The following is a 24,438-nucleotide window of genomic DNA, read 5'->3' as shown; positions in this document are numbered from 1 at the left end:
GCTCAAAATAGAGCGGGTTTGGCTCTAAAAAGCTTTTTTACTGTAGCAGGCTACGCAGCATCCAGGCAGTTTTTTCATGCACATCAATACGCTGGGTTAATACATCAGCAGTTGGCTGGTCATTTACTTCGTCTACGACAGGAAAAAGTTCACGTGCAGTGCGTGCAGTTGCCTCTTGAGCATTGACCAGATAACGGATCATTTCCTCAGCAGTAGGCACACCCTCTACTTCTTTAATTGTAGCTAGGTCATTAAACTGTTTATAGGTGCCGGGCGCAGGAAATCCAAGGGCACGAATACGTTCAGCAATAATATCAAGTGCATTCCACTGTTCTGTATACTGCTCCATAAACATTGCATGCAGACTACTGAACATTGGGCCCGTAACATTCCAATGAAAGTTGTGCGTCATCAGATATAGAGTATAGCTATCTGCTAAAAGACGGGATAATCCCTCAACAATTTTCTTGCGGCCTTCAGTGGAAATCCCGATATTAATTTCAATTTCATTAGTCTGGTTCTTAGCCATTTTTTACTCCAGATTATAGCTTTTTGAATGGTTTACCATATTTGTTATACCTGAGCAGCTTATGAGGTAGTAGCATTCTTAAGTAAAAAGATTTATTAATATGTTTATTTTTACACGCTGAATTGATTTTAAAAAAGAAAAAGTATATTTTTCAAATTAAAAACTTGGATTTATATATACCATGTATCAGTTTTACTGATTAACTTCTTCATCAAAAGCCATGAATTATTCTTCTTAATTAATCTTTATTTTCTCTTAGTACATTTATACTATGGCGCACTCAATTTAACGGATTTGATTATGCAACCTGCTCTCCAAATCGATGTCATGCGCGATTCTGCTGACACCGTCGTGAGTATACTAAAATCGCTGGCCAATACAGATCGCCTATTAATCTTGTGCCATTTAGCTCAAGAAGAATTAAACGTTTCTCAAATTGAGGAAAAAACTCAAATTACTCAGCCTACCTTATCTCAACAGCTGATGATGTTACGTAAGAGTAATGTAGTTATCACACGGCGTCAGGGAAAGCAGATTTTTTATTCAATTAAAGATCAGAAACTAATCCAAGTTTTACATACACTTTATGACCTCTATTGTCCAAAATAATAATAAAATTCTATATATTCAGTAAATTAATAGCAGTTTATTAAGTAGTACTTTTAAAGGCAGCGACTTTTTATCACTTTTTATGCATAATATATGAAAAAATGTGATTTAGGCTGTTATATGGCTATGCGTCGTTTATCTATACCCTCTCTTTTTCCGGCATGGCAATGGCTGAGTAGATATAACGGACCAAAATTTAGATCAGATTTACTGGCAGCATTAATCGTTATTGCAATGCTGGTACCACAAGGTATGGCCTATGCTATGGTCGCCGGTCTGCCTCCTGTAATGGGGTTATACGCCAGTATCCTGCCCATGATTATTTATGCCATGGTCGGTGGCAGTCCAACCCTTTCAATTGGTCCAGTTGCTATTATCTCCATGATGGTCTTTGGCACCCTTGCCCCGCTATACGAAGTAGGTTCGCCAGTTTATGTTGAAGCAGCTTGTCTGCTAGCGCTACTCACCGGCTTTATTTCTTTACTTTTAGGTATATTCCGTTTTGGTTTTCTCATTCAGCTGATTAGTCATCCGGTTATAAAAAGTTTTATTATTGCTTCAGCTCTGCTTATTGCCTTAAGCCAATTTAAATTTCTGTTTGATATCCCCTTACAAACCAATAATGTTTCAGAATTCTTGGTATCTTTTTGGCAGTATGTACGTTATAGCAACTTTGCTACTCTGGCGCTTGGAATCACTGCTATATTATTTCTGGTATATATTCCTACCTTTTTAAATTCAGCCTTTATAAAGACCAGAGCAAGTTCACTGATTTTTCTGATTCGTGCCTTACCCCTCATTCTGGTTATAGTTTCGATTGGACTGATGTATTTTCTGAACTTGCAGCAGGCAGGCATTAAAACTGTAGGAGAAATTCCTTCAAGTTTCCCCCCTATTGCTCTACCACACTGGAACATGCAAATGGTAATTGATTTGCTTCCTGGTGCTGCTCTTATTGCAATGATCAGCTTTGTAGAGTCTCTTTCAATTGCACAGGCCACTGCATTGCAGCAGCGTAGTAACCTGAACAGTAATCAGGAACTTATTGCACTTGGCTTGGCGAATATTAGTGCCGGAGTCACCTCTGCCTTTCCCGTAACAGGAAGTTTGTCACGTACAGTTGTAAATGCCGATGCTGGTGCACGCACTCCAATGGCTGGCGTACTCTCTTCACTGTTTATTATTGTGGTTAGTATGTATTTTACCGGGTTCCTGCGAGATTTACCGCTGGCTATCCTGGCTGCAACCATTATTGTTTCTATCTGGAAGCTGGTTGAATTTAAACCATTTCTTGAAACTTGGCGTTATTCTAAGGCAGATGGCATCGCAATGTGGATTACATTTTTCAGTGTTATTTGCATTGATATCTCTACCGGTCTGATAATCGGAATTATCTCTACATTTATTTTAATGCTTTGGCGAATTAGCCGTCCTCATATTGCAGTGATTGGGTTGGTTAAAGGAACACAACATTTCCGTAATATTTCACGGTATCAGGTTATAACCAGCCCCAAAATCTTTTCGATCCGTATTGATGAAAACTTGAGCTTTTTAAATGCGAATACCTTAAAAGGCTATATCATTACTGAAGTAAGTAAAAATGCCCAGCTTGAGCATGTCATTATTAACTGCTCAAGCATTAGCGCTATCGACTTAAGTGCACTGGAAATGCTTGAGGAAATAAATGCAGAGCTCGCTAAACTTCATATTCAGCTGCATTTTTCAGAAATCAAAGGCCCTGTTATGGATAAGCTTAAAGACTCCCCCTTATTGCAGCATTTAAATGGTCAGGTTTTTTTCTCTCACTTTCAGGCAATGCAGAACTTGGCACCAGAGCTTTTTCAGCCTGAAATGCCCCATTAAAATTTAAATATTAATAATGCAAGTGATCTATGGATATTCAAATGTGATAAAAGTATTTAGCTTTTATTATATTTATATCATTCGAAAGACCATGGACGGGTCAGTAAAAATTAATTTCAAGCTTTATGTATTTTATGTATAAAATAGCCGGCTTGTACTTTTGGCCCTTATAGGTCTCATAAGGCTTTCCTATGTTCTCATACTTATTTCGCTTAAGCCTGGTTACTCAAATTGTCATTGCCATTATTCTGGGCATGCTGGTAACCTGGCTTTTTCCTCAAGCAGCTCCCTATCTCAGCTTACTGGGTGATCTTTTTATTAAGGCACTTAAGTCAGTTGCCCCGATTCTTGTTTTTGTTTTAGTTATGGCTTCCATTGCCAATTTCAAACTGGGTCAGACTGCACATATCAAACCTATTCTAATGATGTATATGGTTGGTATGCTTCTAGCTGCATTTAGTGCTGTCTTTGCCAGTCTAATGTTTCCAAGTACATTGTTCCTGGATGTGCCAAGTCAGCTCGAAGTACAAGCTCCAGGGGGATTGGGAGAAATACTGAAAAACCTGTTATTGAGCTTTATTGCCAATCCAGTTGTGGCGCTGAGTGAAGCGAACTTTATTGGAATTTTAGCGTGGTCTGTCATATTGGGGCTAGCGTTTCGCCACGCGTCTGAGACTTCACGTGTGGTACTGACTGATGTTTCCAATGCTATCAGTAAAGTGATCGCAATTGTAATCCGCTTTGCTCCATTGGGTATATTCGGTTTGGTTGCTGCAACTTTCGCTGATGCTGGCTTAAAAACTCTGGAAAGTTATGCACAGCTTTTAGCAGTGCTGCTTGGCACCATGCTTTTTGTTGCTCTTATCATTAATCCTTTGCTGGTTGCAGTTGTTACCCGCAGTAACCCTTATCCGCTAGTCTTAACATGTTTACGCGAAAGTGCCATTACTGCTTTCTTTACCCGTAGTTCCGCTGCCAATATTCCGGTTAACCTCGACTTGGCACGACGTTTGGGTGTAAATGAAGCAACTGCCAGTGTATCTATTCCCTTGGGTGCTACTATCAATATGGCAGGTGCGGCGGTCACCATTACTGTGCTAACACTCGCGACTGTACATACTTTAGGCATACCGGTCAGCCTTTCAACCATGTTAATCCTTTCCGTGGTTGCTACGGTATCGGCCTGTGGAGCTTCTGGGGTTGCTGGCGGTTCATTGCTACTGATTCCTGTGGCCTGCGGCCTGTTCGGTATTTCATCTGAAATTGCTATGCAGGTGGTTGCAATCGGAATGGTGATCAGTGTGCTTCAGGACTCGACTGAAACTGCATTAAATTCATCAACTGATGTACTATTTACTGCTGCTGTTGACCGTGGAATGCGTTAATCTATTGAAAGGACAATAATTCGCGAGTGTAGCGATGCCTTTTCAAAAACTGCCTGCATGGATTCAAATAGGTGCTTTTTTACTGGCAATCAATGCGGGCATGATTAATGTACTTGGACTGGTGACTGTCTTGCATCAGTCTGTCTCACATATGACCGGTAATATTAGTATGCTGGCCATGAGCCTGATTAATTGGGAACCCTCTAGTGTTCTGTACCTGATACTGGTGGTCCTTTGCTATGTTACCGGTTCATTTTATAGTGGCCTGATTCTTGGAAATAGTCACTTTCAGCTTGGACGCCGTTATGGTTTGCCACTTAGTCTGGTTGCGCTATTCATTTTCCTGTGCTGGATATTGTTACCCTATTTCCCACGATATGCTTTATTGTGGGCCTGTGTTGCAATGGGCGTGCAAAATGCAATGGTTAGCCATTATAAAGGTACAATCATTCGCACTACCCACTTATCAGGGGTATTAACTGATCTTGGGCTGGCGCTAGGTTATTGCCTACGTGGCCTGAGCGTTGGAAAGCGTCGTATTATTCTTCATTTACTTATTCTCTTCGGCTTTTTAATCGGTGGTATTGTTGCCAGTCTGATTTATCCTTATCTAAAATTACAGTCATTTCTCGTACCGGCAGTTTTGAGTTTATCGCTCAGCATCATCTACTGGTCTATATACTTTCGTCATAAGTCTACACAGCATTCAAGCTGGGAGTAATCAAACATGGTTAAAAATGCACTACAGGCCCAACTTTTAAAAGCCGGCTTGGTAGATAATAAAAAAGCAAAAAAGCTGAGCAAACAGGCACAGCATGAACAGCGTACCGGTCAAAGTGACGAGGCTGCACTCAAGGCAAAAATTGAGCATGAAAAACAGGAAAAGTTAGCTAAAGATCAGGCCCTAAATCAGGAAAAACAGCGTCAGCTTGAAGAAAAAACTTTAAAAGCCAATATTGTCCAAATGATCTCTCATCATAAGATCAAGGAAACTGACGGCGATATCACTTATCAGTTTATCGATGAAGGCAAAATCAAAAAAGTCTATATCTCACAACAGGTTTATAATGCACTGGTTTCAGGCAGTTTAATGATTGCACGAGATAATGGCAGCTATGCCTATTTACCAAAAGCCTTGGCAGAAAAAATTGATGCGCGCATGGCAGGGTTTATTTTACATAATAGTATGCAGGCCAATGATCAATCAACTGATGAAGAAGACCCATATGCAGCATATGTTATTCCTGATGATTTAATGTGGTAAAACACCTCTCCCTGAGGTAATGCTATAAAGTTTCAATTTGCTAATAAAACGTATATAAAAAGTTGTTTATAGCCTGTTTCAAGCAATAAACTTTTACAATCATGGAATTAATCATAATTGTAGGGGTAAACGGCTTGGAACAGCTGGCTTTTATACAAAATATTCAGGACTGGTCAGATCAGTTTCCTTGGCTAGAGATGTTGACATCATTAGGCATTCTTATTCTGCTAGCCGCTTTGGCTAACTTTATCGCCAAACAGGTCGTAGTTAGAGGCCTACGTAAACTCATCAGCAAGATGAAGTTTACCAATAGCAGTATTTTCGCTGAACATAGTGTAATTCGTCGTATAGCTAATATTGTTCCGGCTATCGTCATTATGAACGGCATCACTACAGTTCCACATCTTTCACTCAAGCTTGTAACTTTTGTACAAATGGGAGCACAGGCTTTTATTTTCCTTACATTAGCGCTGGCTCTGAGTGAACTTCTTAATATTTTTAACCTAATTTATCAGCGTAATCCAAAATCAAAAAATAAGCCTATCAAAGGATATTTGCAGCTGGTTAAATTAATGCTGTATATCGTCTGTGCTTTAATGATTTTAGGTACTTTCCTGAAGAAAGATGTGTTTACCCTGCTAGCAGGCTTTGGTGCTATGGCGACTGTGCTGATGCTGGTTTTTCAAAATACTATTCTTTCGCTGGTGGCCAGTGTACAAATTTCTTCTTATGATATGGTACGTATCGGAGACTGGATTGAAATGCCGTCATTAAATGCGGATGGCGATGTCATTGATATGTCTTTACATACGGTCACAGTACAAAATTTTGACAAGACCTTTACAACCATTCCCACCAATAAACTGATTACTGATACTTTTAAAAACTGGCGTGGTATGAGCAATGCCGGGGTAAGACGTATCAAACGCGCTATCTATATTGACCAAAGCACAGTACATTTTATGACGAATGAAGAGCAGCAAAAACTAAAGGACTTTTTGCTTCTTGACCAGTATTTGAATATTAAAGAAAGTGAAATTCAAAAATTTAACCAGCAGCTTGGCAATCAGGCTATTTATAATCAGCGTCGCTTGACAAACTTAGGTACATTTCGTGCTTATATAGAGTTTTATTTAAAACAGCATCCAGGTATTGCTCAGCATCAGACAATTATGGTGCGTCAATTACAACCTACCAGTGAAGGACTTCCCCTTGAGATTTATGCATTTAGTAATACAACTTCATGGGTAGATTATGAAGCCATTCAGTCAGATATTTTTGACCACCTGATTGCCATTATTGGAGAATTTGGACTACAGGTTTATCAAGCCCCTTCTGGGCAAGACTGGAAAGTCTTGTCTAATGCAGAAGTTATTGAACATTCCTGATTTTTTACACACTGTATAACAGGCTTTTACAACGAAGCCTGTTATATAAGTACTTATTTTTTAAATTATAGTATTGTGAGAAGTTCATTCTATTTTACTATCTCAGGCGTTGGCTTATGCATTATTTAAACGACACTTATTAATATTAAAAATTTAAACACCAGATGAAATACTAAAGAAAATTTTATAATACTAATATTTATAAAGCTCAATTAATATACAGCCCTATTTTACCTATATAAAATTATAGAGTTAATTCAGAAAATACAATGATTAAAATACATACCGCCATTGAGCTCATTCTTCTTTTCTCTTAAAAATGATCTGTCCATTTTGATCAATTTTAGTAAATTTAAAGTTTTTTCCTGAATAAATACGGTCTGGAGAAGTATGGAAAGGTGCTGTAGACATAATATTCGCTCTTCTTTTAAGTACATGTTCATGCTGAGATTTATAAGCATAATAGAATAATCCACCAACAAATAATAAGAAAAGTGCAACTAATCTTATCCTCACAATTTTTACCTTCTCTTTAATAAAATCTGACTAATTTTGTATGATTTAATTTAATATATATACAAAATAATAAAATATTTTTTTATTTAAATGGATTTTAAACACAATTAACCTCTTGTATTCTTATAAATTTTATATTTCATGATCATCTATTTAATATAATTAATCCTTCTCTTAAAATTAAAAATGAATTTTTACTGAAAAGCTTCTTGTATGATAAGGGCTGATAGCATAATTTTCTCTTAAGGATATAAGCTTTTAAAAGACTAAAGTTTAAGAAAAATAGTTTTCTGCAAGAATAAGTTCAACTTTGAAAGTAAGTAAGCTCTAGCTATTCATTTTGAACAGAAGCTATTAATCAGGTAAATAAAATATATGATAAATGGATTTAATTACAAAAGTTTTGAAGAGGCTGGGCAAGCTGTCCTGCACTACTTGCATGCCCATCTTGGTTTTAACCTGTGGATGATTACCCGAGTAGAAGGTAAAAACTGGATCATCTTACAGTGTGAAGATCATGGATATAATGTCAAGCAAGGCCAAGTCCTGAACTGGACCGATACGCTATGCTCGCAGATGGTGACGGAAACAGTACCCAGAATTGTACCTCGCTCTAGAGATATTCCTCTGTATGCTAATGCACCTATAAACAAGCAGGTCAATATAGAAGCTTATATTGGTCAGCCCCTGCTTAATGAAGATGGCAGCCTGTTCGGTACATTATGCGCAGTTGACCCACAACCACAACCAGAATCAATTTTACAATATGCTGAAATGATTGAGCTTTTTGCACAGTTATTAAGTTATATCTTACAAACTGAGCTACGTGAAAACGAGAAAATTCGACAGCATGAGAGACTTGAAGCTGAAGCATTAAGAGATAGCTTGACTGAGCTATATAATCGTAGAGCCTGGAATAATTTGGTCACTGCCGAAGAAGACCGTTGTAAACGGCATGGACACCCTGCTTCAATTCTTATTGTTGATCTCAATAATTTAAAAATTGTTAATGACAGTCTGGGGCATACTTCCGGCGATGAATTAATTCAGAAAACAGCTTCTGTACTTCGTGCCAGTGTAAGGCGTAAAGATATTGTGGCTCGCTTGGGTGGAGACGAATTTGGTATTTTAAGTATAGAAAATGATCAAGAAGGTGCTTTAGCTTTATTTCACCGTATTCAGGAGGCTTTTAAAGAAGCCGGAATAGATGCCGCTATTGGAGTTGCTTCGCGGCGACCTCATCATGGTCTTAACAAAGCAGCAATCGCAGCAGATAAAAATATGTTTGAGCATAAACGGTCAGGTAAAACTAAAACTTAAAAACATAAGTATCTGGTTTAATTAAAAAATTTATAGCCAGATTTCATTTAATAACTTAACTATACTACAGCCTAACTAAATAAATTATGCTCTTATATATGTGTTGGCAATATAATAAAATTTATGAGAACTGTTTTGATCCTGCCTGCCTATGGTCTAACTTATAGAAACAAAGAATAAATATTTAGTAATATTAAATACAGTAGTATGAGAGATGTACTCTACCTTAATGTCAGCTCATCTATGCTCACTTATAATTTAAAAAATTACTTTAAGCTTAATTTAAGGAAATTAATTTTAATTTTAACTATTTTAGCGGTTTCCGCCTTATTTGTTATTTCTCTCCTTATAAGCTATAGCATTCTCAAGCAGGAATTAATAGAAAACTCACTTTCAATTAATTATGAATATGCTTCTAAAATTGCTTTAAACACAGATGGGCAATTTCAGACAGCTTTGGATGAGCTCAAATATAGTGCTGAAGTTATAGGAAAGTCTTTTAACAACGAAACTGTAAGAGCATCAGAAGTTGATCGTCTTAGGAGACAATCACATCACTTCAATACTGTAGTTATATGTAACTCTAAAGGAATTATCGTTGAATATACTCCTGATTATCTGAACCTGAGCAAACAACAGGTTCAAATGTCACTAGGAACACAAGAATCTTTAAAAAGTAAGCAACCCTATGTTTCTCCTCCATATTACTCAGTTAAAAATAATTTAATTGTTTTTATCTCTCAGCCTATCTTTGACCATAACCATGTCTACAAAGGCTATGTAGGTGCAGCAATTTATCTGAAAGAAAAAAATATCATCAATGAGCTACTGACCATTCAATACAGTTATAGAAATAGTTATATGTATGTATTAGACCAGAATAATAAAATTATATTTCACCCTGATATGAAAAGAATAGGTCAAACTGTAACCGGGAATACAGGGTTGACTTATATGAATAAAAAGAAGAACGGTAAAATTCAATTAGTAAACAGTATGGGAGTAAAGAATCTGGTCGGTTTCGCGCATATTCCCACCACTAACTGGATTGTAGTCTCACAACAGCCTACAGATGAATTACTTAAACGCGCGAAATCAATTATTTCCAGAGTGTCCGGAGGAATTTTTCTTTTTTATCTCCTGATCTTTTATCTGGTATGGAAGGCCTCTACCTTTATAGCCTCTCCTCTTCATGACCTCGCCAAAATTGCCAGCTCTTTAAATCAGCCAGAAACTGAAGTGAAAATTAAGGCGATCAAACCATGGTACTACGAAGTGCAAAAATTCAAATTTTCCCTTCTTTCCAGTGTAGAAAAGTTTACTCATAAAATTGATGAAATGAATTTTCATATTAATTCTGACCCACTTACTGGCCTTTTTAATCGCAGAGGACTAGAAATCTTTATTGAGGAAATGACTCGTACCCAGACTCACTTTGCAGTTTTACTGATAGATATTGATTATTTTAAAAAGATTAATGATTCTTATGGTCATGCTCAAGGTGACAGAATTTTAAAGCAAGTGGCTCAACATATTTTAAATAACTTCAGGAAAAATGATTTATGCTGTCGTTATGGTGGTGAAGAATTTGTTGTGCTTATGCCTCAAGCTGATATAGAAAACGCATACAAAAGTGCTGAACGTTTAAGAAAGAAAATGGAAAATACCTTAAACGATGGTATCGGCCCGATAACAATTTCTATTGGTATCGCATTCTGGCCAGAAACTTCGAGAGAAGTAGCAAGAGTTTTTGAAATAGCTGATGCAAAACTTTATCAGGCTAAAATTGCAGGTCGCAACCAGGTCTATTATTAGAAACTATGCTTAGGCTATTTTTTATAAACAGTTTTACTGCCCCATAAAACTTGAAAATAAAATTTTTTTATTTTAGAGATATCGTTAATATTAAAGTGTATAAACCTAAAATTTATAAAACACTACTTATAAAAATATATATTTATTAATCTTTTATATAAATGGGACCTATATAAAAGATTAATTTTTTATAAAGTTAGATTGTTTTTATGTTTAACGTATTAAAACATTAATTCCAAGCATTTCAGGTAATTGTTCGATAAATTGATTAAAACTTTTATCAGATGAATTCATACATCCCATATAATAGTCTAACTTTGTTTCTACTCCACTTTTATCCGTCCATACAAAACTGACCGTTTGATGATCAGTAGCTTTATTTACACAATTATAATTATTTTCTACTTTTCCTGGTACGGGCTTATATCTGCTTAATTGACTAGAAAGCTTTTTATAGATCCCAGGGGAAACAATGATATTTTGCTCTCCGATAATTTTTGTAAACCGGTCCCCGTTAAAATGTACAGCTCCACTAGGCTGAATTGTTACAGAATACACCGGACAGGCACCAAAACAACGTGACGTAGAATAACTAATTGTTTCTTCTAAAATCCTATTCTGATCTGGATAAGACACAGAAGCGCACCCTGTTAAGCAGAAAAATACAGTAGACAGAAGAAAGAATTTATTCATCATTTTATTTTTAAAATATAAAAATATTATTATATACATATTTATATTTTATTCTGTATTTTTTTATTATCTAACATAAAAAAGGAATAAATATCTTTAGATTAATAGTTTTTATTTAAAGTTTAATAGTGCTTCATTATATATTTTGTTGAAATCTGTTTACCAAAAAAGTAGTCTTCACAGACAAATATTAAATTTTATGCTTTTTAGTATCTAGAATTTTTGTATATCTTTTATTAAATTTTATATTATTGAGAGAATAAAAGCATGAGATATATAAATGTTATTATAGCATTACTTTTATTAAGTTATATATGGAGTAGATCCTATGCTGTTCAAATCTCTCCAAATCAAATAGTAGCTACCCAGATGACATCTAAGCAGGTTATAAATATGAATGAAGAAGAACAGGTACTCAAATTCATAGATCCTGATAATATAGTAATCATTCTCAAAACCACAAATAATTTCGAAACTGCGGAACTTACTGATCAGAGAGGCATTGTTTATTATCTTAAGCGGGTTAAAACAAAAAATGGTATACGACTGGAAAATGGAAACACATCGATTCATTTTAACAGTGGCAGTGGAATCTTGAAAATTGGTCAAGGTCGCCCTATTAAGGTTATAGAAGTTAAATCTTGAGATATAAAGGCTGGTTATATGGGTATTTCATATTCGAAAAACTTTGAGGAAGCAGGCCAGGCTGTTTTACGTTATCTTCATGACCGGTTCGGTTTTAATCTATGGATGATTACACGGGTTGAAGGCGATGACTGGATCGTGCTGCAGAGTGAAGATCATGGCTATAATGTTCAACCTGGACAAGTTTTTCGCTGGGCAGATTCTTTCTGTTCACATATGGTCACAGGTAATGCACCAAGAATTGCACCACGTTCTGATGATATACCCTTATATCTAAACGCCCCTATCAGGAAACAGGTAGAGATTCAGGCTTATATTGGACAGCCCTTAGTAAGTGAAGATGGTCATTTATTTGGCACACTCTGTGCGATTGACCCTCACCCGCAAGCGCCTGAACTGGTTCAAGAAGCAAAACTGATCGAAGTCTTTGGAGAGCTTTTAAGCCGGATTCTACAGGCTGAACTGCGTGAAATTGAACAGGTTAGACAACGTGAGCGTCTTGAAGTAGAAGCAATGAGTGATGGTTTGACTGGTTTATATAACCGGCGGGCTTGGGATAAATTAATAAATGCAGAAGAAGAACGTTGCAAGCAGTTAGGTCACCCTGCTGCTGTGGTTATGATAGACCTCAACAATCTTAAAACTGTTAATGATCATCTGGGTCATGAGGCTGGTGATGAGTTAATTCGCAAGACAGCTGTCGTATTGCGTGATAATGTACGTAATAATGATATTCTAGCCCGCTTAGGAGGTGACGAGTTCACCATACTAAGTATTGAAAATGATTATTCAGGTGCTGAATCATTGGTTAATCGCATTACACAGGCCTTTGAAAAGGCAAAGATTAGTGCTTCAATCGGGCTGGCTATGCGTCATCCGACTTTTGGTCTATCAGCTGCTATCAGAGAAGCAGATCAACAGATGTATACACATAAGCGGCTCAGCAAGTCCTGATTTTATTAATCCGGTAAAGTTACAAGCAGATTTTTTTATCTTTCAAAATCGCACCAGCTTTTCAAGTCTACCGCTAGCTAATAATTTTTTCATATCTGTTTTTCCTGTTGAATTCACAATTTACGCCATTATCTTTTCTCTTATATGGCGTAAAATTAAGTGTAGTACGGCTAAAAAACTCATATTTTGAATATTATTATGTGGCGGAATATGGCTAAATTAATGATTGATCAATCTCTATCTCTCCTATAAATTGAATTAAACTTATATTAGTTAATATATTGTATTCAGAGGAAAAAATAATGTTGAAGTGGTTCGAAAAGCGTGTCGATGCCTATCCCACTGAAGGTCTTTACGAACCATTACCAAGAAGGTTTTTTCCATTTATCTGGCAGGCGACCAAAGGCTTGCGTCCTTATATTTTTTTATTAGTCCTTGTAACTGCGGGCGCCGCAAGCTTTGAGGCTTTACTCTATTCGAAAATAGGACAACTGGTTGACTGGCTAGGTACAAGCCAACCTGATACTTTTTATGTAAATCATGAAACCAATCTGCTGATTCTGGCCAGCTTTCTGTTTGCCAACATCTTCTTTGCCAGTATGCAGTCTATTGTTAAGCATCAGATTTTATATAGCAATTTCCCAATGCGTCTGCGCTGGCGTTTTCACAATTTTCTTTTACAGCAAAGTCTCGATTTTTTCCATAATGATTTTGCCGGGCGCTTATCTGCCAAGGTCATGCAGACAGCGTTAGCAGTACGAGAATTTTGGGTTATTTTAGGCGACATGATGGCCTACGTAGTGGTCTATTTCACTACGATCAGTATTGTGTTTATAGGTATTTCACCTGTTCTAATGATACCCCTACTCGTCTGGTTACTTCTGTTCATGATCGCAGCTTACTACTTTATTCCACGCTTGGGTAAAGTGTCAAAACAGCAAGCTGATGCCCGTGCTGTCATGACTGGACGTGTTACAGATGCCTATACCAATATTCAGACTGTCAAGCTATTTGCACACGCCGGCCGTGAAAGTCGTTATGCCAAAGAGTCCATGATGGAATTTATGGTGACAGTATATCGGCAAATGCGTCTTGGAGCTAAATTTGAAATCAGTGTAAATATGCTGAGTGCTGTACTTTTTCTAGGTGTATTGGGAACAGCCATTCATCTATGGGTAGAAGGTAAAGCCGGTCTTGGAGTGGTTGCCGCAACCACAGCTATGATTATGAAGCTTAACAGTATGGCATTCTTTATCATGTGGCAAATTTCTGCCCTTTTTGAGAATATCGGAACAATTCAGGATGGAATGGGAACCTTAAGCAGACCGGTAGAAATACAGGATAAAAAAAATGCCAAGCCATTAAAAGTAACTGCGGGTGAAATTCGTTTTGATAATGTATCTTTTGCTTATAATGAAAAAAATGTAATTGATCAGTTGAATCTTACCATTCGGCCAGGTGAAAAAATCGGGATTGTTGGCCGTTCTGGCGCAGGTAAGTCAACCCTTATTCAATTGTTGCTACGGTTTTATACCATTCAAAATGGCCGTATTTTAATAGATGGCCAAGATATCCAAAATGTAACTCAGGACAGCCTGCGCGCTAATATTGCTTTGGTTACTCAGGATACTTCTCTACTACACCGTAGCGTATCAGAAAATATTAAATATGGTCGGCCAGATGCAACTGATGAGGAAATGTATGAAGCTGTACGTAAAGCTCAGGCAGAAACCTTTATTCCTCAGTTAACTGATCTGGGGGGGCGTCGGGGCTATGATGCGCAGGTGGGTGAACGTGGTGTCAAGCTTCTCAGGTGGACAGCGTCAACGTATTGCAATTGCCCGCGTATTCTTAAAAGATGCACCTATTCTGATTTTAGATGAAGCTACCAGTGCACTGGATTCTGAAGTCGAAGCTGCCATTCAGTCAAGTCTAGACGCTCTTATGACTGGCAAAACAGTCATTGCAATTGCTCACAGGCTTTCGACCATCGCCCAGATGGACCGTTTAATTGTACTGGATCAGGGCCGGATCGCTGAACAGGGTACTCATGAGCAACTGATTCAGCAAAATGGTATTTATGCTCAACTATGGCAACGTCAAACTGGTGGCTTTTTAGTTGAACAGCAAATACCAAAGAAAGTTGAGGACACAGAATAATGCTTTATCTGGAAGATTTACACATTGGTGATCGTTTTATCAGCCGTGAATATGAAATGACTGCTGAAGAAATCAAAAAATTTGCCACTCAATATGATCCACAGGTTTTTCATCTGGATGAAGAGCAAGCAAGCCGGCATCCTGTTTTTCAAGGTCTGGCCGCAAGTGGCTGGCACACCTCTGCAATTACCATGCGTTTATGGACAGAGTGCTTTCCGGTAGCAGGCGGTTTAATTGGTACCGAAACCAGTTTACGTTGGCCCAAGCCTACCAGGCCGGGAGATCGCATTCATGTTGAAGTCGAAATTACAGCAATCACTCCATCCAGAACTAAAAATGATCGGGGTATTGTTACTTATGTCACTCAGGCTTATAACCAATTTCAGGATCTCCTATTAATCTCTACTACAAAAATAGTAGTATTTAAAAAAGCAGCAATTGAAAATTAAGCAACTGATTTGTCCAACAATTCTTCTAGTTTAAAGTTTAATTTCATGCCAAGATGTAAACAGCACGTTGGAAAGCATGAGAGCAATGGATAGCGCATGGAGATAATTTCATCCCGGCAAGATGTGGGTATTCCAGGGGTATATGGCCTGTTATTGCTAGATGTGGTGTCACGCTGGGGCTATAGCGCAGAGACTTTATTTGCCCCCTTTCATTTTAGTAGTGAACAGCTCGCACACCCGGATTACCGTATTCCAACTCCTCTTGCCAACGAACTGATAAAACATGCCTTAAAAATTACAGGCGAGCAATCTTTAGGCTACCATCTTGGTACCCAAATGCGAATTTCAATTCATGGCTTTATTGGCTATGCAATCATGACAGCCAGTAATATATCTGAAGCCCTGGTTCTTGCTGCACGTTTTATTCAACTTCGTATGCCCTTTCTACAGCTTTATTTTTCTACTTTTGGTGATAAGGCAACCCTGCAATTACAGTGTGACATACAACTTGAACCTTTAAGGACCGAAATTATTCTTGCCCTGACTATTGGTATTATCAGTATGGCCAAGGCTATTACTGGCATTAATAACCTTGAAGGAGAAATTGATTTTGATTTTGCCAAACCTGAAGGATTTGACCGCTATTTAGCCAAAATGCCTTCACATCATTTCCGTTTTAATCAGCCACACATACTTTCCAGCTTTGATAAAAAGTTTCTGGGTTTACAGATGGTTAATGCTGACCCGATTGCCAGTCAAATCGCAATTAACCAGTGTGAAGCTGAACTTTCTGCTTTGGGTGAACGCCGACGTCTGGCTATGCGGGTGCGTGATATCCTCACTCATTCAGAACAGCACTATCTTAGTATAGAAAGCGTGGCCGATCGGTTGCATATGTCAGACCGTACCTTAAAACGCCAGCTGGCTGCTGAGGGCACCTCTTTTTCTAGTCTGGTTGATGAAGTGCGCTACCGGCATGCTACATCACTTCTCTCACGGACTGACTATACCCTTGAACAGATTGCCGACGAGCTGGGCTATTCTGACGTTGCCAATTTTAGCCGTGCCTTTAAGCGCTGGAGCGGCCGCAGTCCTAGTAATTGGCGTAAAGATCCGTATTTATAGACTTTAGTTTTTAAACAAAAACCTGTATAACACAAAGCAAAAATGCTTTAAAACTTTTTGAGGAATCGGCATGAATCATCCTTCGGAACTGAAGTATGCAAGTACACATGAATGGGTAAAAATTGTAGGTGATCTTGTGGTCACTGGTATTTCCGACCACGCTCAAGATGCTTTAGGTGACCTGGTCTATGTAGAAATGCCAGAGGTTGGCAGTCAGATTACAGCAGGTGCACAGGCTGGTGTGGTCGAATCCGTAAAAACTGCTTCTGATATTCATGCACCAGTTTCAGGCACAGTTGTAGAAATCAATTCTGCACTTGAAGATGATCCAGACTTTATCAATGAAGATCCGTATGGTAAGGGATGGATCTATAAAATTCGTCCAGATAATATGCAAGATGTAGACACATTACTTTCTAATACAGCTTATGAAGCTGGACTTTAAAAATTAATTTCATCAGCTTCTTTTACATAACTTGAGATTCACTCATAGACTGTAGAAGAAGCTGTTTCTGTATTTATATATCATATGTAGCTTAATCGCTATTTCTCATAATCTTGCTTTAGTTCATCGTCTCTATACAATTTACATACTTTCACTTATAATTTACAGGTTATATGACTTTATGACGTATTTACTTTTTATTTATCTCCCTCTTTTCCTATTATAAAAAATATCAATTTCTCTGCGTCTCAAGTCATGCTCTCCCGGTTATTATAGGTTTATCATGGCATCCATAGACTCCTCTCGGTTATGGAATAAGTTCTTTATTTTTTGCTTATTCAATAACATGTTTTTGTTCATATTTTATTTCGCACAAACTGCAGTGCTACCCGTTTATATTATAAGTGACCTGAATGGTACTGTAGCTCAGGCTGGTTTAGCCATGACTCTATTTATGGTCTCTTCTATTGTAGTGCGACCATTTAGTGGCTTAATCATTGAAAAATTTGGCAAGAAAAAGACCTTTTTAGTCTCTGAGCTGATTTTTTGTCTTTTTTCATTCGCTTATCTTCTGGCAGACAATCTTAGTGTTCTGCTGGTTATCCGTTTTCTGCATGGTATCTGGTTTAGTATTCTTACTACGGTTTGTGTACCGATTGCCAATGACTTCATTCCAGAAAAACGTAAAGGCGAAGGCATGGGCTATTTTATTATGTCAATAAACTTGGGGCTGGTGCTGGGTCCACTTTTAGGGCTTAGCTTGATTCAACCATTAGGCTACACTACCGTCGCGCTGATTTTAGCAACCATTATTTGTCTAGGCTTTGCTTTCTGCCTGCTTATCCCCATTCGCGAAATTAAAAAATTACCTGAAGTTACTGAGAAAAAGAAAATCAGCTTACAGGATTTTGTTGAAAAACGTGCCTTACCTGCTTCCCTGATGGTTATGCTCCTGGCATTTGGTTACTCTAGTATCATGTCTTATATTTCAACTTTTGCTGAAACTAAAGGCTTACTCAGCTCTGCTGGATTGTTTTTTGTAGTATTTGCTGTGGCTATGATGAGTATTCGTCCATTTACTGGCCGACTATATGACATTAAAGGCCCAAATATCATTATTTATCCATCTATCATTCTTTTTATTATGGGTTTGATACTTCTTAGCCAGATTGAAACTTTAACCGGTCTAATGATCAGTGCAATATTTATCGGTATGGGTTTCGGCTCACTTCAGCCCTGTTTACAAACTTTGGCAATCCAGCGTTCGCCTAGATATCGTATTGGCCATACGACTTCAACCTTCTTTACTTTATATGATACAGGGATAGCATTAGGGGCTGTATTACTGGGCTATGTAGTTGCATTGTACGGCTATACGGTGATGTACCTGCTTTGTGCTTTTATTATCGCTTTAAGCTTGATCTTTTATAAGTTTGTTGTAGACAGACAGAACCCCCTACAACCCTAAATTTACAGATATAGCCCGTATTCTTGAAGTATACGGGCCCCTGCTCTTATTTATATTTTATACTACACATTCATAGCGCATCTGCTCTGCAACAGAAAGCAACAAGGCAGATGTCTTATCCCATCCCAAGCAACCGTCTGTGACTGACTGACCATATATCATATTACAGGAGATTGCTTGGTTTCCATCTACAAGATGGCTTTCCAGCATTACTCCCCGTACATCAGTTTCACTACGCTCAGCAATAATTTGCTGGAGTACCGAGGTCTGTAATAAAGGATTTTTAGAACTGTTGCCATGACTGCAATCAATAACTAAAGGTGGAAGCACAGCTTTGTGACAGACACGTATCCGTTCAATTGATGCAAGGTCATAATTAGGGCCTGAATTTGCACCACGTAATATCAAATGTGGTAACTTGTTACCCAGACTGTTTAACATACAAGGTAAGCCATTTTGGCTCATACCCATGAACTGATGTGAGTTTCTGGCTGACTGTATGGCATCTAGTGCAATCTGAATTGAACCATCGGTACCATTTTTAAAACCAATGCTGTACGGCATATGGCTGGATATTTCTCGATGAATTTGTGATTCGCTGGTTCGTGCGCCAATGGCTCCCCAAGCCAATAGGTCATCAAAATATGCCGTAGCCATCGGATTTAAAATTTCGCTCGCAATAGGTAAACCCATACTGATGAGTTGCAGATATAAAGCTCTGGATTGCTCCAGGCCTGACTGCACATCTGAAGAACCATTTAAATGTGGATCATATAAAAACCCTTTCCAGCCGACCGTAGTACGGGGTTTCTCAATATAAGCACGCATGACCAGAAAAATCTGGTCTGAAATTTTAGTTTGGAGCTGTTTTAATTTTTGGGCATATTCGAGTGCAGCAGCCGGCTCATGAATAGAACAAGGTCCTGTAATTACCATAAGACGAGAGTCTTCGCCTGAAAGAATATTTTGTATAGTTGTACGATGCTCAGCAACTTGCCGGGCTAATGCAGGAGATAAAGAATATTGTGCTTTTAATTGATGAGGCAGGCTTAAAGTTTTTTCTGTTGTAGCCGATTGGTTTAAAGCAGTATTGAGAGCATTCATTGGTTATTCCTCTGGACTGTTTATTTCAGTCCGATGATTTATTTGAGCGTAAGGGATCTAAGCGATTGCATGTGCTGGCCAAAATAAAACCAATAAAAATTGCCAAAATAAGTAAAGTTAAATGTATACATGAGGGAAGCTCCATAATTATCAATCTATAAGACATAAAAAAACCTGATCAGGTTTGCCAATCAGGTTTTAATTTTGATGGGCAACCTTTATTTGCCCGAACGCATTCAGGCAATCATTTAAACTGCCAGAAATAATAATATGCGTTCATAAGTTCAGGTTGCTTTAACATCTTGTACCAATGTTTGAGAAAATATCTATTTTCTAAAATACGCGTACATTGTTTCTTTGACAAGAACTTAAACTAAAAAAATTATTTATTATTAAATAAACTTCTATTTATGATTAAGATTTAATGAATAAAACCTAGATAAAACAATTGTTAAACTCTATAAGGAAAAATTTTTAGCCTGTTTTGCCTCAACATAAACTTATATAATTATTACCTAAATTACAAACTACATAATTCAATTATGTATTGCATAACTTTTTGTTTTGAGTATCATTGAACCAAATGGGATGTAGTCTGTAATTTATCTAGGGCATGGAAATAAGCAATAGAATTAATTATGGGACATTCTGAAAATTTCACTAAAAATTTTAACTCTGTAACAGGCTCGGATGCTTAAGAGTAGAAAAACATATTTGAGTATTTCTATATTTCCAATCCGGATTCATGTTCAGAATTAAAAATAATTTCAGGTAGAAGGCAAAAGCTGAACAGGCTTTTGAACACAACAAGAGGAAGTTGTATGAACGTTTTAGAAAATCCTTTAGAACTCTGCGGATTTGCTTTCATTGAATTCGTATCGAAGGATGGTGAACTAGATCAGGTGTTTCAAACGATTGGTTTTACTAAAGTAGCCCGCCACAAGTCTAAGAATGTTTATTTATGGCGCCAAGGCAATATCAATATTATTTTAAACTATCAGCCAGAATCATACGCATCTTATTTCTTTAATGAGCATGGCCCTTCTGCCTGTGCTATGGGTTTTAAAACTAAAGATGCTGCAAAGGCTTATAAAAAAGCGCTTGAGCTGGGCGCTGAACCAATGCTAAACAAGGTAGGTCCAATGGAACTGAATATCCCGGCGATTAAAGGGATTGGTGGTATGCCAATTTTCCTGATTGATCGGGATATTTACCAGAGTGACTTTGAGTTCCTGGAAGGTGTAGATGCAAATCCGGTTGGAACTGGTCTAAATGAAATTGATCATTTGACCCATAATGTTTATAAAGGCCGTATGGAATACTGGGCTAATTTCTATGAAAAGATTTTCAACTTCCAGGAAATCCGCTATTTCGATATTAAAGGCGAATATACCGGCTTGACATCAAAAGCCCTGACTGCTCCAGATGGCATGATTCGTATTCCATTAAATGAAGACAGTGATAAAGGAAATGGCCAGATTGCAGAATTCCTGGCTGACTTTAATGGTGAAGGTATCCAGCATATTGCATTCATCACAGATGATCTGGTTTCGACTTGGGATAAGCTACATGACTTAGGAGCCAAGTTCATGACGGCGCCACCAGAAACCTATTATGAAATGCTGCCTGAGCGTTTACCAAATCATGGTGAACCAACAGAAGAGCTGAAAAAACGCGGCATTTTACTGGATGGTAATACTAAAGACGGCGAAAAACGCCTTCTACTTCAGATCTTTTCTGAGAATATGATCGGACCAGTCTTCTTTGAATTTATTCAGCGTAAAGATGACGACGGTTTTGGTGAAGGCAACTTCAAAGCCCTGTTTGAATCAATTGAACGCGATCAGATTAAACGTGGTGTACTCAGTGTAACTGATTAATTTATAATCCCTATATTTAGAAAATGCAGGAATTTTTTCCCTGCATTTTATAATATTTTTTATAAAATCAAGAAGGCGCTCTAATAGCACCTTCTTGATTTTAAAACAGTTATTTATCTTTCACGGATGTACTGGTTAATTGATTCGGCCATCTGCTTTAAAAATATAATTTTTTCATGGTTCGCTTGAATGGGCAGCATATCTTCACTATCAATTACCACAATACAAAACTCGATAGCATTGTAAGTATTAAAAATAGGTAAACCAACTGCGTTAATCCCGGTCAGAAGATCACCTTGTGCCACCGACATTTTTTGTGCCTGTATCTGATTTTTTAATATTAAGAACTCTTCCCAATTTTTAGGGGAAAGTGTTTTATTTGATGAGGTATGTTTTTTCCACTCTTCTTCCATAAGTGGCCGCACCAGATGTTCAGGCAAGTAAGACGCATAGATCCGGCCCGCAGCAGAGTTGACTAATGGCATGATTGAGCCTACACGCGTCACGATCGATACCGGATGCAACGATTCAATTGACTGGACAACCAGAGGGCCCCGCGGCGACCATTTACTAATCTGAATACTTGAACCGATTTTGCCCTGCATTTCATAAATCTGGCTTTGAACCAGTTGCAAGGTGTCCGTATGCTGGATACAACGTAAACCTAGACGCCATGCTTGTTCACCAAGGCCATACTGGCCATCTTCAAGCTGTCTGGCATAATTCATGCGTATCAGACTGGCCAGATAACGGTGGACTTTAGCAGGATGCATGCCGAGTTTGTGTGAAAGGTCTTTCAGCATGATGGGGTTATTATGTTCTACCAGTGAATTGAATACGTGTAGTCCTATTTCTAGAGACTGAACACCACCAGAGACCTTTTCTTCACTCATGTTTTAACCCTTTTCATCCTTTTTAAATATCCGTCTTCGCTCGTCTATTCCGGTTTTATATGCTGAGACCTTAGCAAGTTTCAGCCTGCCTGATCATAGAGAGTTCATTATTTTTTAGCAATCACCAAGCCCGACAAAGCTGGAAAAAACTGAAAAATATAGTTTTCTTCTTTAAAGCTGAATGTTTTAGTTCATCACAGACTGGGCCAAAAGAAAAAATTTCAGCGTTGAGTAATTTTTCTCATGCCATATAAAGATACAGGCTCAACGGCAATTAGAATAAAATTTATTAATAATTTTTATTTATTAAAACAATAACTTATTTTTATATAATGGCTAACCCAACAATATAACTAGACTTTTCAGTCAAAAATTTAAAAAATCGGCTATGTTCTCAAGGTTTAAATTATGTTATACGTAATTAAGTATAAAATTATTACGAATACGAAAAACACAAGGAAGAAAGGATCATATGGATAATCCTCAACAAGGTGATTTAAACGCAGGTTTAAAGAATCGTCATATTCAGCTGATTGCTCTTGGAGGAGCAATCGGTACCGGTCTATTTCTGGGAATTTCTCAAACAATTAAAATGGCCGGCCCCTCAGTTATTCTGGGCTATGCAATAGCAGGACTGATTGCTTTCCTGATGATGCGCCAGTTAGGTGAAATGATTGTAGAAGAACCGGTAAGCGGTTCATTTAGTCATTTTGCTTACAAGTACTGGGGAAAATTCGCAGGATTTATGTCTGGGTGGAATTACTGGGTACTGAACGTACTGGTTTGTATGGCAGAACTCAGTGCAATCGGTCTTTATATCCACTACTGGTGGCCTGAAATTCCAACCTGGATGACCGCCTTAGGCTTTTTTATTCTGATCAACGGCATTAACCTGCTTCATGTCAAATTTTTTGGTGAAATGGAATTCTGGCTCGCTATTATCAAGGTGGTGGCGATCATTTGTATGATCGGCTTCGGTAGCTATCTGCTCACTACCGGTAGCGCAGGACCACAATCGACCATCAGCAATCTTTGGGCACTAGGTGGATTTTTTCCGAACGGCATCAGTGGTCTGGTTATGGCCATGGCTGTAATCATGTTTGCTTTTGGTGGTATTGAACTTGTCGGTATTGCTGCAGCAGAAACGCACGAACCCGGGAAAACCTTGCCTAAAGCTATTAACCAGATTGTCTACCGTATCCTGATTTTTTATATCGGTACTCTCGTAGTAATTTTATCGCTATTTCCATGGAACAAAATGGCCGAAGGCGGCAGTCCGTTTGTGCTGATTTTTGATTCTCTTAACAGTCAGGGAGTTGCGACTGTACTGAATTTTGTAGTACTGACAGCAGCAGTTTCTGTTTATAACAGTACCAGTTACTGTACCAGTCGCATGCTGCTCGGTCTGGCCAAACAGGGTAATGCACCTGAGTTTTTGAGTAAAATTAACAAAAATGGTATTCCGGTGCCAGCCGTACTGATCTCTGCTTTTGTTACCCTGCTCTGTGTGCTGCTCAATTACATGTTTCCAGAGAAAGCGTTTAGTCTGCTAATGATGCTGGTTGTTGCTGCGATCGTTATTAACTGGATGGTCATTTTTATCACTCACTTAAAATTCCGCAAACAGATGATACGTGAAAACAAAACCACGCAATTTCCAAGTTTGGCTTATCCATTCACAAACTATCTCTGTATAGTCTTTATGATTGGTATTTTAGGCATTATGATAATGACGCCAGATATGCGTATTGCAGTTATGATGATCCCAGGATGGCTGTTGTGCCTGCTGATCGCCTATCAGATTAAAAAGCGCAAGGCACTTCAACGTCATAATATGGTTCTGGAAACTGACACCTGAGCCAGTAAATCCCCTCCAGAACATGGATGATGGACTGGAGCAGTTTTTAACAGAGTACAGTTAGAAGGCTGTACG

20 protein-coding genes and 1 pseudogene are annotated in these 24,438 nt (G+C 38.0%); 17 read left to right on the top strand and 4 right to left on the bottom strand.

Annotated elements, in window-relative coordinates; all coding sequences use genetic code 11:
- Positions 1–37: 37 nt before the first annotated feature.
- On the bottom strand, positions 38–529 hold the full coding sequence (locus AC0VYT_RS06630; protein ID WP_005014349.1) for a Dps family protein: 492 nt from the start codon (positions 527–529) through the stop codon (positions 38–40).
- Between the two features lie 300 nt (positions 530–829).
- Here AC0VYT_RS06630 and AC0VYT_RS06625 point away from each other — a divergent pair, with 300 nt between their 5' ends.
- From AC0VYT_RS06625 to AC0VYT_RS06590, 8 genes are all read left to right on the top strand, one after another.
- Positions 830–1,138 (top strand): ArsR/SmtB family transcription factor, encoded by a 309-nt coding sequence (locus AC0VYT_RS06625; protein ID WP_005014356.1) that lies wholly within the window; start codon positions 830–832, stop codon positions 1,136–1,138.
- A gap of 120 nt (positions 1,139–1,258) precedes the next feature.
- On the top strand, positions 1,259–3,001 hold the full coding sequence (locus AC0VYT_RS06620; protein WP_005014358.1) for a SulP family inorganic anion transporter: 1,743 nt from the start codon (positions 1,259–1,261) through the stop codon (positions 2,999–3,001).
- Between the two features lie 191 nt (positions 3,002–3,192).
- Positions 3,193–4,386 carry a serine/threonine transporter SstT gene (gene sstT / locus AC0VYT_RS06615; RefSeq protein ID WP_005014362.1) on the top strand — a complete coding sequence of 398 codons (1,194 nt, stop codon included), beginning with the start codon at positions 3,193–3,195 and terminating at the stop codon, positions 4,384–4,386.
- A gap of 34 nt (positions 4,387–4,420) precedes the next feature.
- A complete protein-coding gene (locus AC0VYT_RS06610; RefSeq protein ID WP_005014364.1) occupies positions 4,421–5,107 on the top strand; it encodes a YoaK family protein in 687 nt (228 codons plus the stop codon).
- 6 nt (positions 5,108–5,113) lie between these two features.
- Positions 5,114–5,650, top strand: a complete 537-nt coding sequence (locus AC0VYT_RS06605; RefSeq protein WP_005014367.1) for a DUF2058 domain-containing protein — start codon at positions 5,114–5,116, stop codon at positions 5,648–5,650.
- Positions 5,651–5,751: 101 nt separating this feature from the next.
- Positions 5,752–7,038 (top strand): mechanosensitive ion channel family protein, encoded by a 1,287-nt coding sequence (locus tag AC0VYT_RS06600; protein ID WP_005014370.1) that lies wholly within the window; start codon positions 5,752–5,754, stop codon positions 7,036–7,038.
- Between the two features lie 891 nt (positions 7,039–7,929).
- Positions 7,930–8,874 carry a sensor domain-containing diguanylate cyclase gene (locus AC0VYT_RS06595; protein WP_005014374.1) on the top strand — a complete coding sequence of 315 codons (945 nt, stop codon included), beginning with the start codon at positions 7,930–7,932 and terminating at the stop codon, positions 8,872–8,874.
- Between the two features lie 243 nt (positions 8,875–9,117).
- Positions 9,118–10,689, top strand: a complete 1,572-nt coding sequence (locus AC0VYT_RS06590) for a sensor domain-containing diguanylate cyclase (protein WP_005404095.1) — start codon at positions 9,118–9,120, stop codon at positions 10,687–10,689.
- Positions 10,690–10,902: 213 nt separating this feature from the next.
- On the opposite strand, the gene AC0VYT_RS06585 is transcribed toward AC0VYT_RS06590, so the two are convergent.
- The gene (locus tag AC0VYT_RS06585) at positions 10,903–11,325 is read right to left on the bottom strand and encodes a DUF6438 domain-containing protein (RefSeq protein ID WP_005405006.1); all 423 of its coding nucleotides are present in this window, start codon (positions 11,323–11,325) and stop codon (positions 10,903–10,905) included.
- A gap of 450 nt (positions 11,326–11,775) precedes the next feature.
- Between AC0VYT_RS06585 and AC0VYT_RS06580 the strand changes: the two genes are divergently transcribed.
- The 7 genes and pseudogenes from AC0VYT_RS06580 (at position 11,776) to AC0VYT_RS06550 (ending at position 18,628) form a co-directional block, all read left to right on the top strand.
- Positions 11,776–12,027 carry a hypothetical protein gene (locus AC0VYT_RS06580; RefSeq protein ID WP_005405005.1) on the top strand — a complete coding sequence of 84 codons (252 nt, stop codon included), beginning with the start codon at positions 11,776–11,778 and terminating at the stop codon, positions 12,025–12,027.
- A gap of 18 nt (positions 12,028–12,045) precedes the next feature.
- The gene (locus AC0VYT_RS06575; protein ID WP_005404097.1) at positions 12,046–12,981 is read left to right on the top strand and encodes a sensor domain-containing diguanylate cyclase; all 936 of its coding nucleotides are present in this window, start codon (positions 12,046–12,048) and stop codon (positions 12,979–12,981) included.
- A 302-nt stretch (positions 12,982–13,283) separates the two neighbouring features.
- Positions 13,284–15,141: pseudogene (locus AC0VYT_RS06570) on the top strand (ABC transporter ATP-binding protein).
- Complete coding sequence (locus AC0VYT_RS06565; protein ID WP_005014387.1) at positions 15,141–15,590, top strand: MaoC family dehydratase; 450 nt, start codon at positions 15,141–15,143, stop codon at positions 15,588–15,590. Before AC0VYT_RS06570 ends, AC0VYT_RS06565 begins: the two are co-directional and overlap by 1 nt.
- Before the next feature lie 96 nt (positions 15,591–15,686).
- A complete protein-coding gene (locus AC0VYT_RS06560; protein WP_005014389.1) occupies positions 15,687–16,715 on the top strand; it encodes an AraC family transcriptional regulator in 1,029 nt (342 codons plus the stop codon).
- Positions 16,716–16,785: 70 nt separating this feature from the next.
- On the top strand, positions 16,786–17,160 hold the full coding sequence (gene gcvH / locus AC0VYT_RS06555; RefSeq protein ID WP_005014391.1) for a glycine cleavage system protein GcvH: 375 nt from the start codon (positions 16,786–16,788) through the stop codon (positions 17,158–17,160).
- A 283-nt stretch (positions 17,161–17,443) separates the two neighbouring features.
- Positions 17,444–18,628, top strand: a complete 1,185-nt coding sequence (locus tag AC0VYT_RS06550) for an MFS transporter (protein ID WP_005014393.1) — start codon at positions 17,444–17,446, stop codon at positions 18,626–18,628.
- Positions 18,629–18,685: 57 nt separating this feature from the next.
- Here the strand turns inward: AC0VYT_RS06550 and AC0VYT_RS06545 are convergent, their stop codons facing one another.
- On the bottom strand, positions 18,686–19,732 hold the full coding sequence (locus tag AC0VYT_RS06545; protein WP_005014395.1) for a 3-deoxy-7-phosphoheptulonate synthase: 1,047 nt from the start codon (positions 19,730–19,732) through the stop codon (positions 18,686–18,688).
- Positions 19,733–20,553: 821 nt separating this feature from the next.
- Between AC0VYT_RS06545 and hppD the strand changes: the two genes are divergently transcribed.
- Complete coding sequence (gene hppD, locus AC0VYT_RS06540) at positions 20,554–21,612, top strand: 4-hydroxyphenylpyruvate dioxygenase (RefSeq protein ID WP_005014397.1); 1,059 nt, start codon at positions 20,554–20,556, stop codon at positions 21,610–21,612.
- 113 nt (positions 21,613–21,725) lie between these two features.
- Here hppD and AC0VYT_RS06535 read toward each other — a convergent pair whose 3' ends face one another.
- Entirely contained in the window at positions 21,726–22,505 is a 780-nt protein-coding gene (locus AC0VYT_RS06535) for an IclR family transcriptional regulator (protein ID WP_005014399.1), read from the bottom strand.
- Between the two features lie 472 nt (positions 22,506–22,977).
- Between AC0VYT_RS06535 and AC0VYT_RS06530 the strand changes: the two genes are divergently transcribed.
- Positions 22,978–24,363, top strand: a complete 1,386-nt coding sequence (locus tag AC0VYT_RS06530) for an amino acid permease (protein WP_005014401.1) — start codon at positions 22,978–22,980, stop codon at positions 24,361–24,363.
- Positions 24,364–24,438 lie beyond the last annotated feature (75 nt).

Source organism: Acinetobacter sp. QJM3NY_42 (assembly GCF_056173745.1).
Note: the sequence above shows the minus strand (reverse complement) of the source record. Positions and strands in the feature narration are given on the sequence as shown.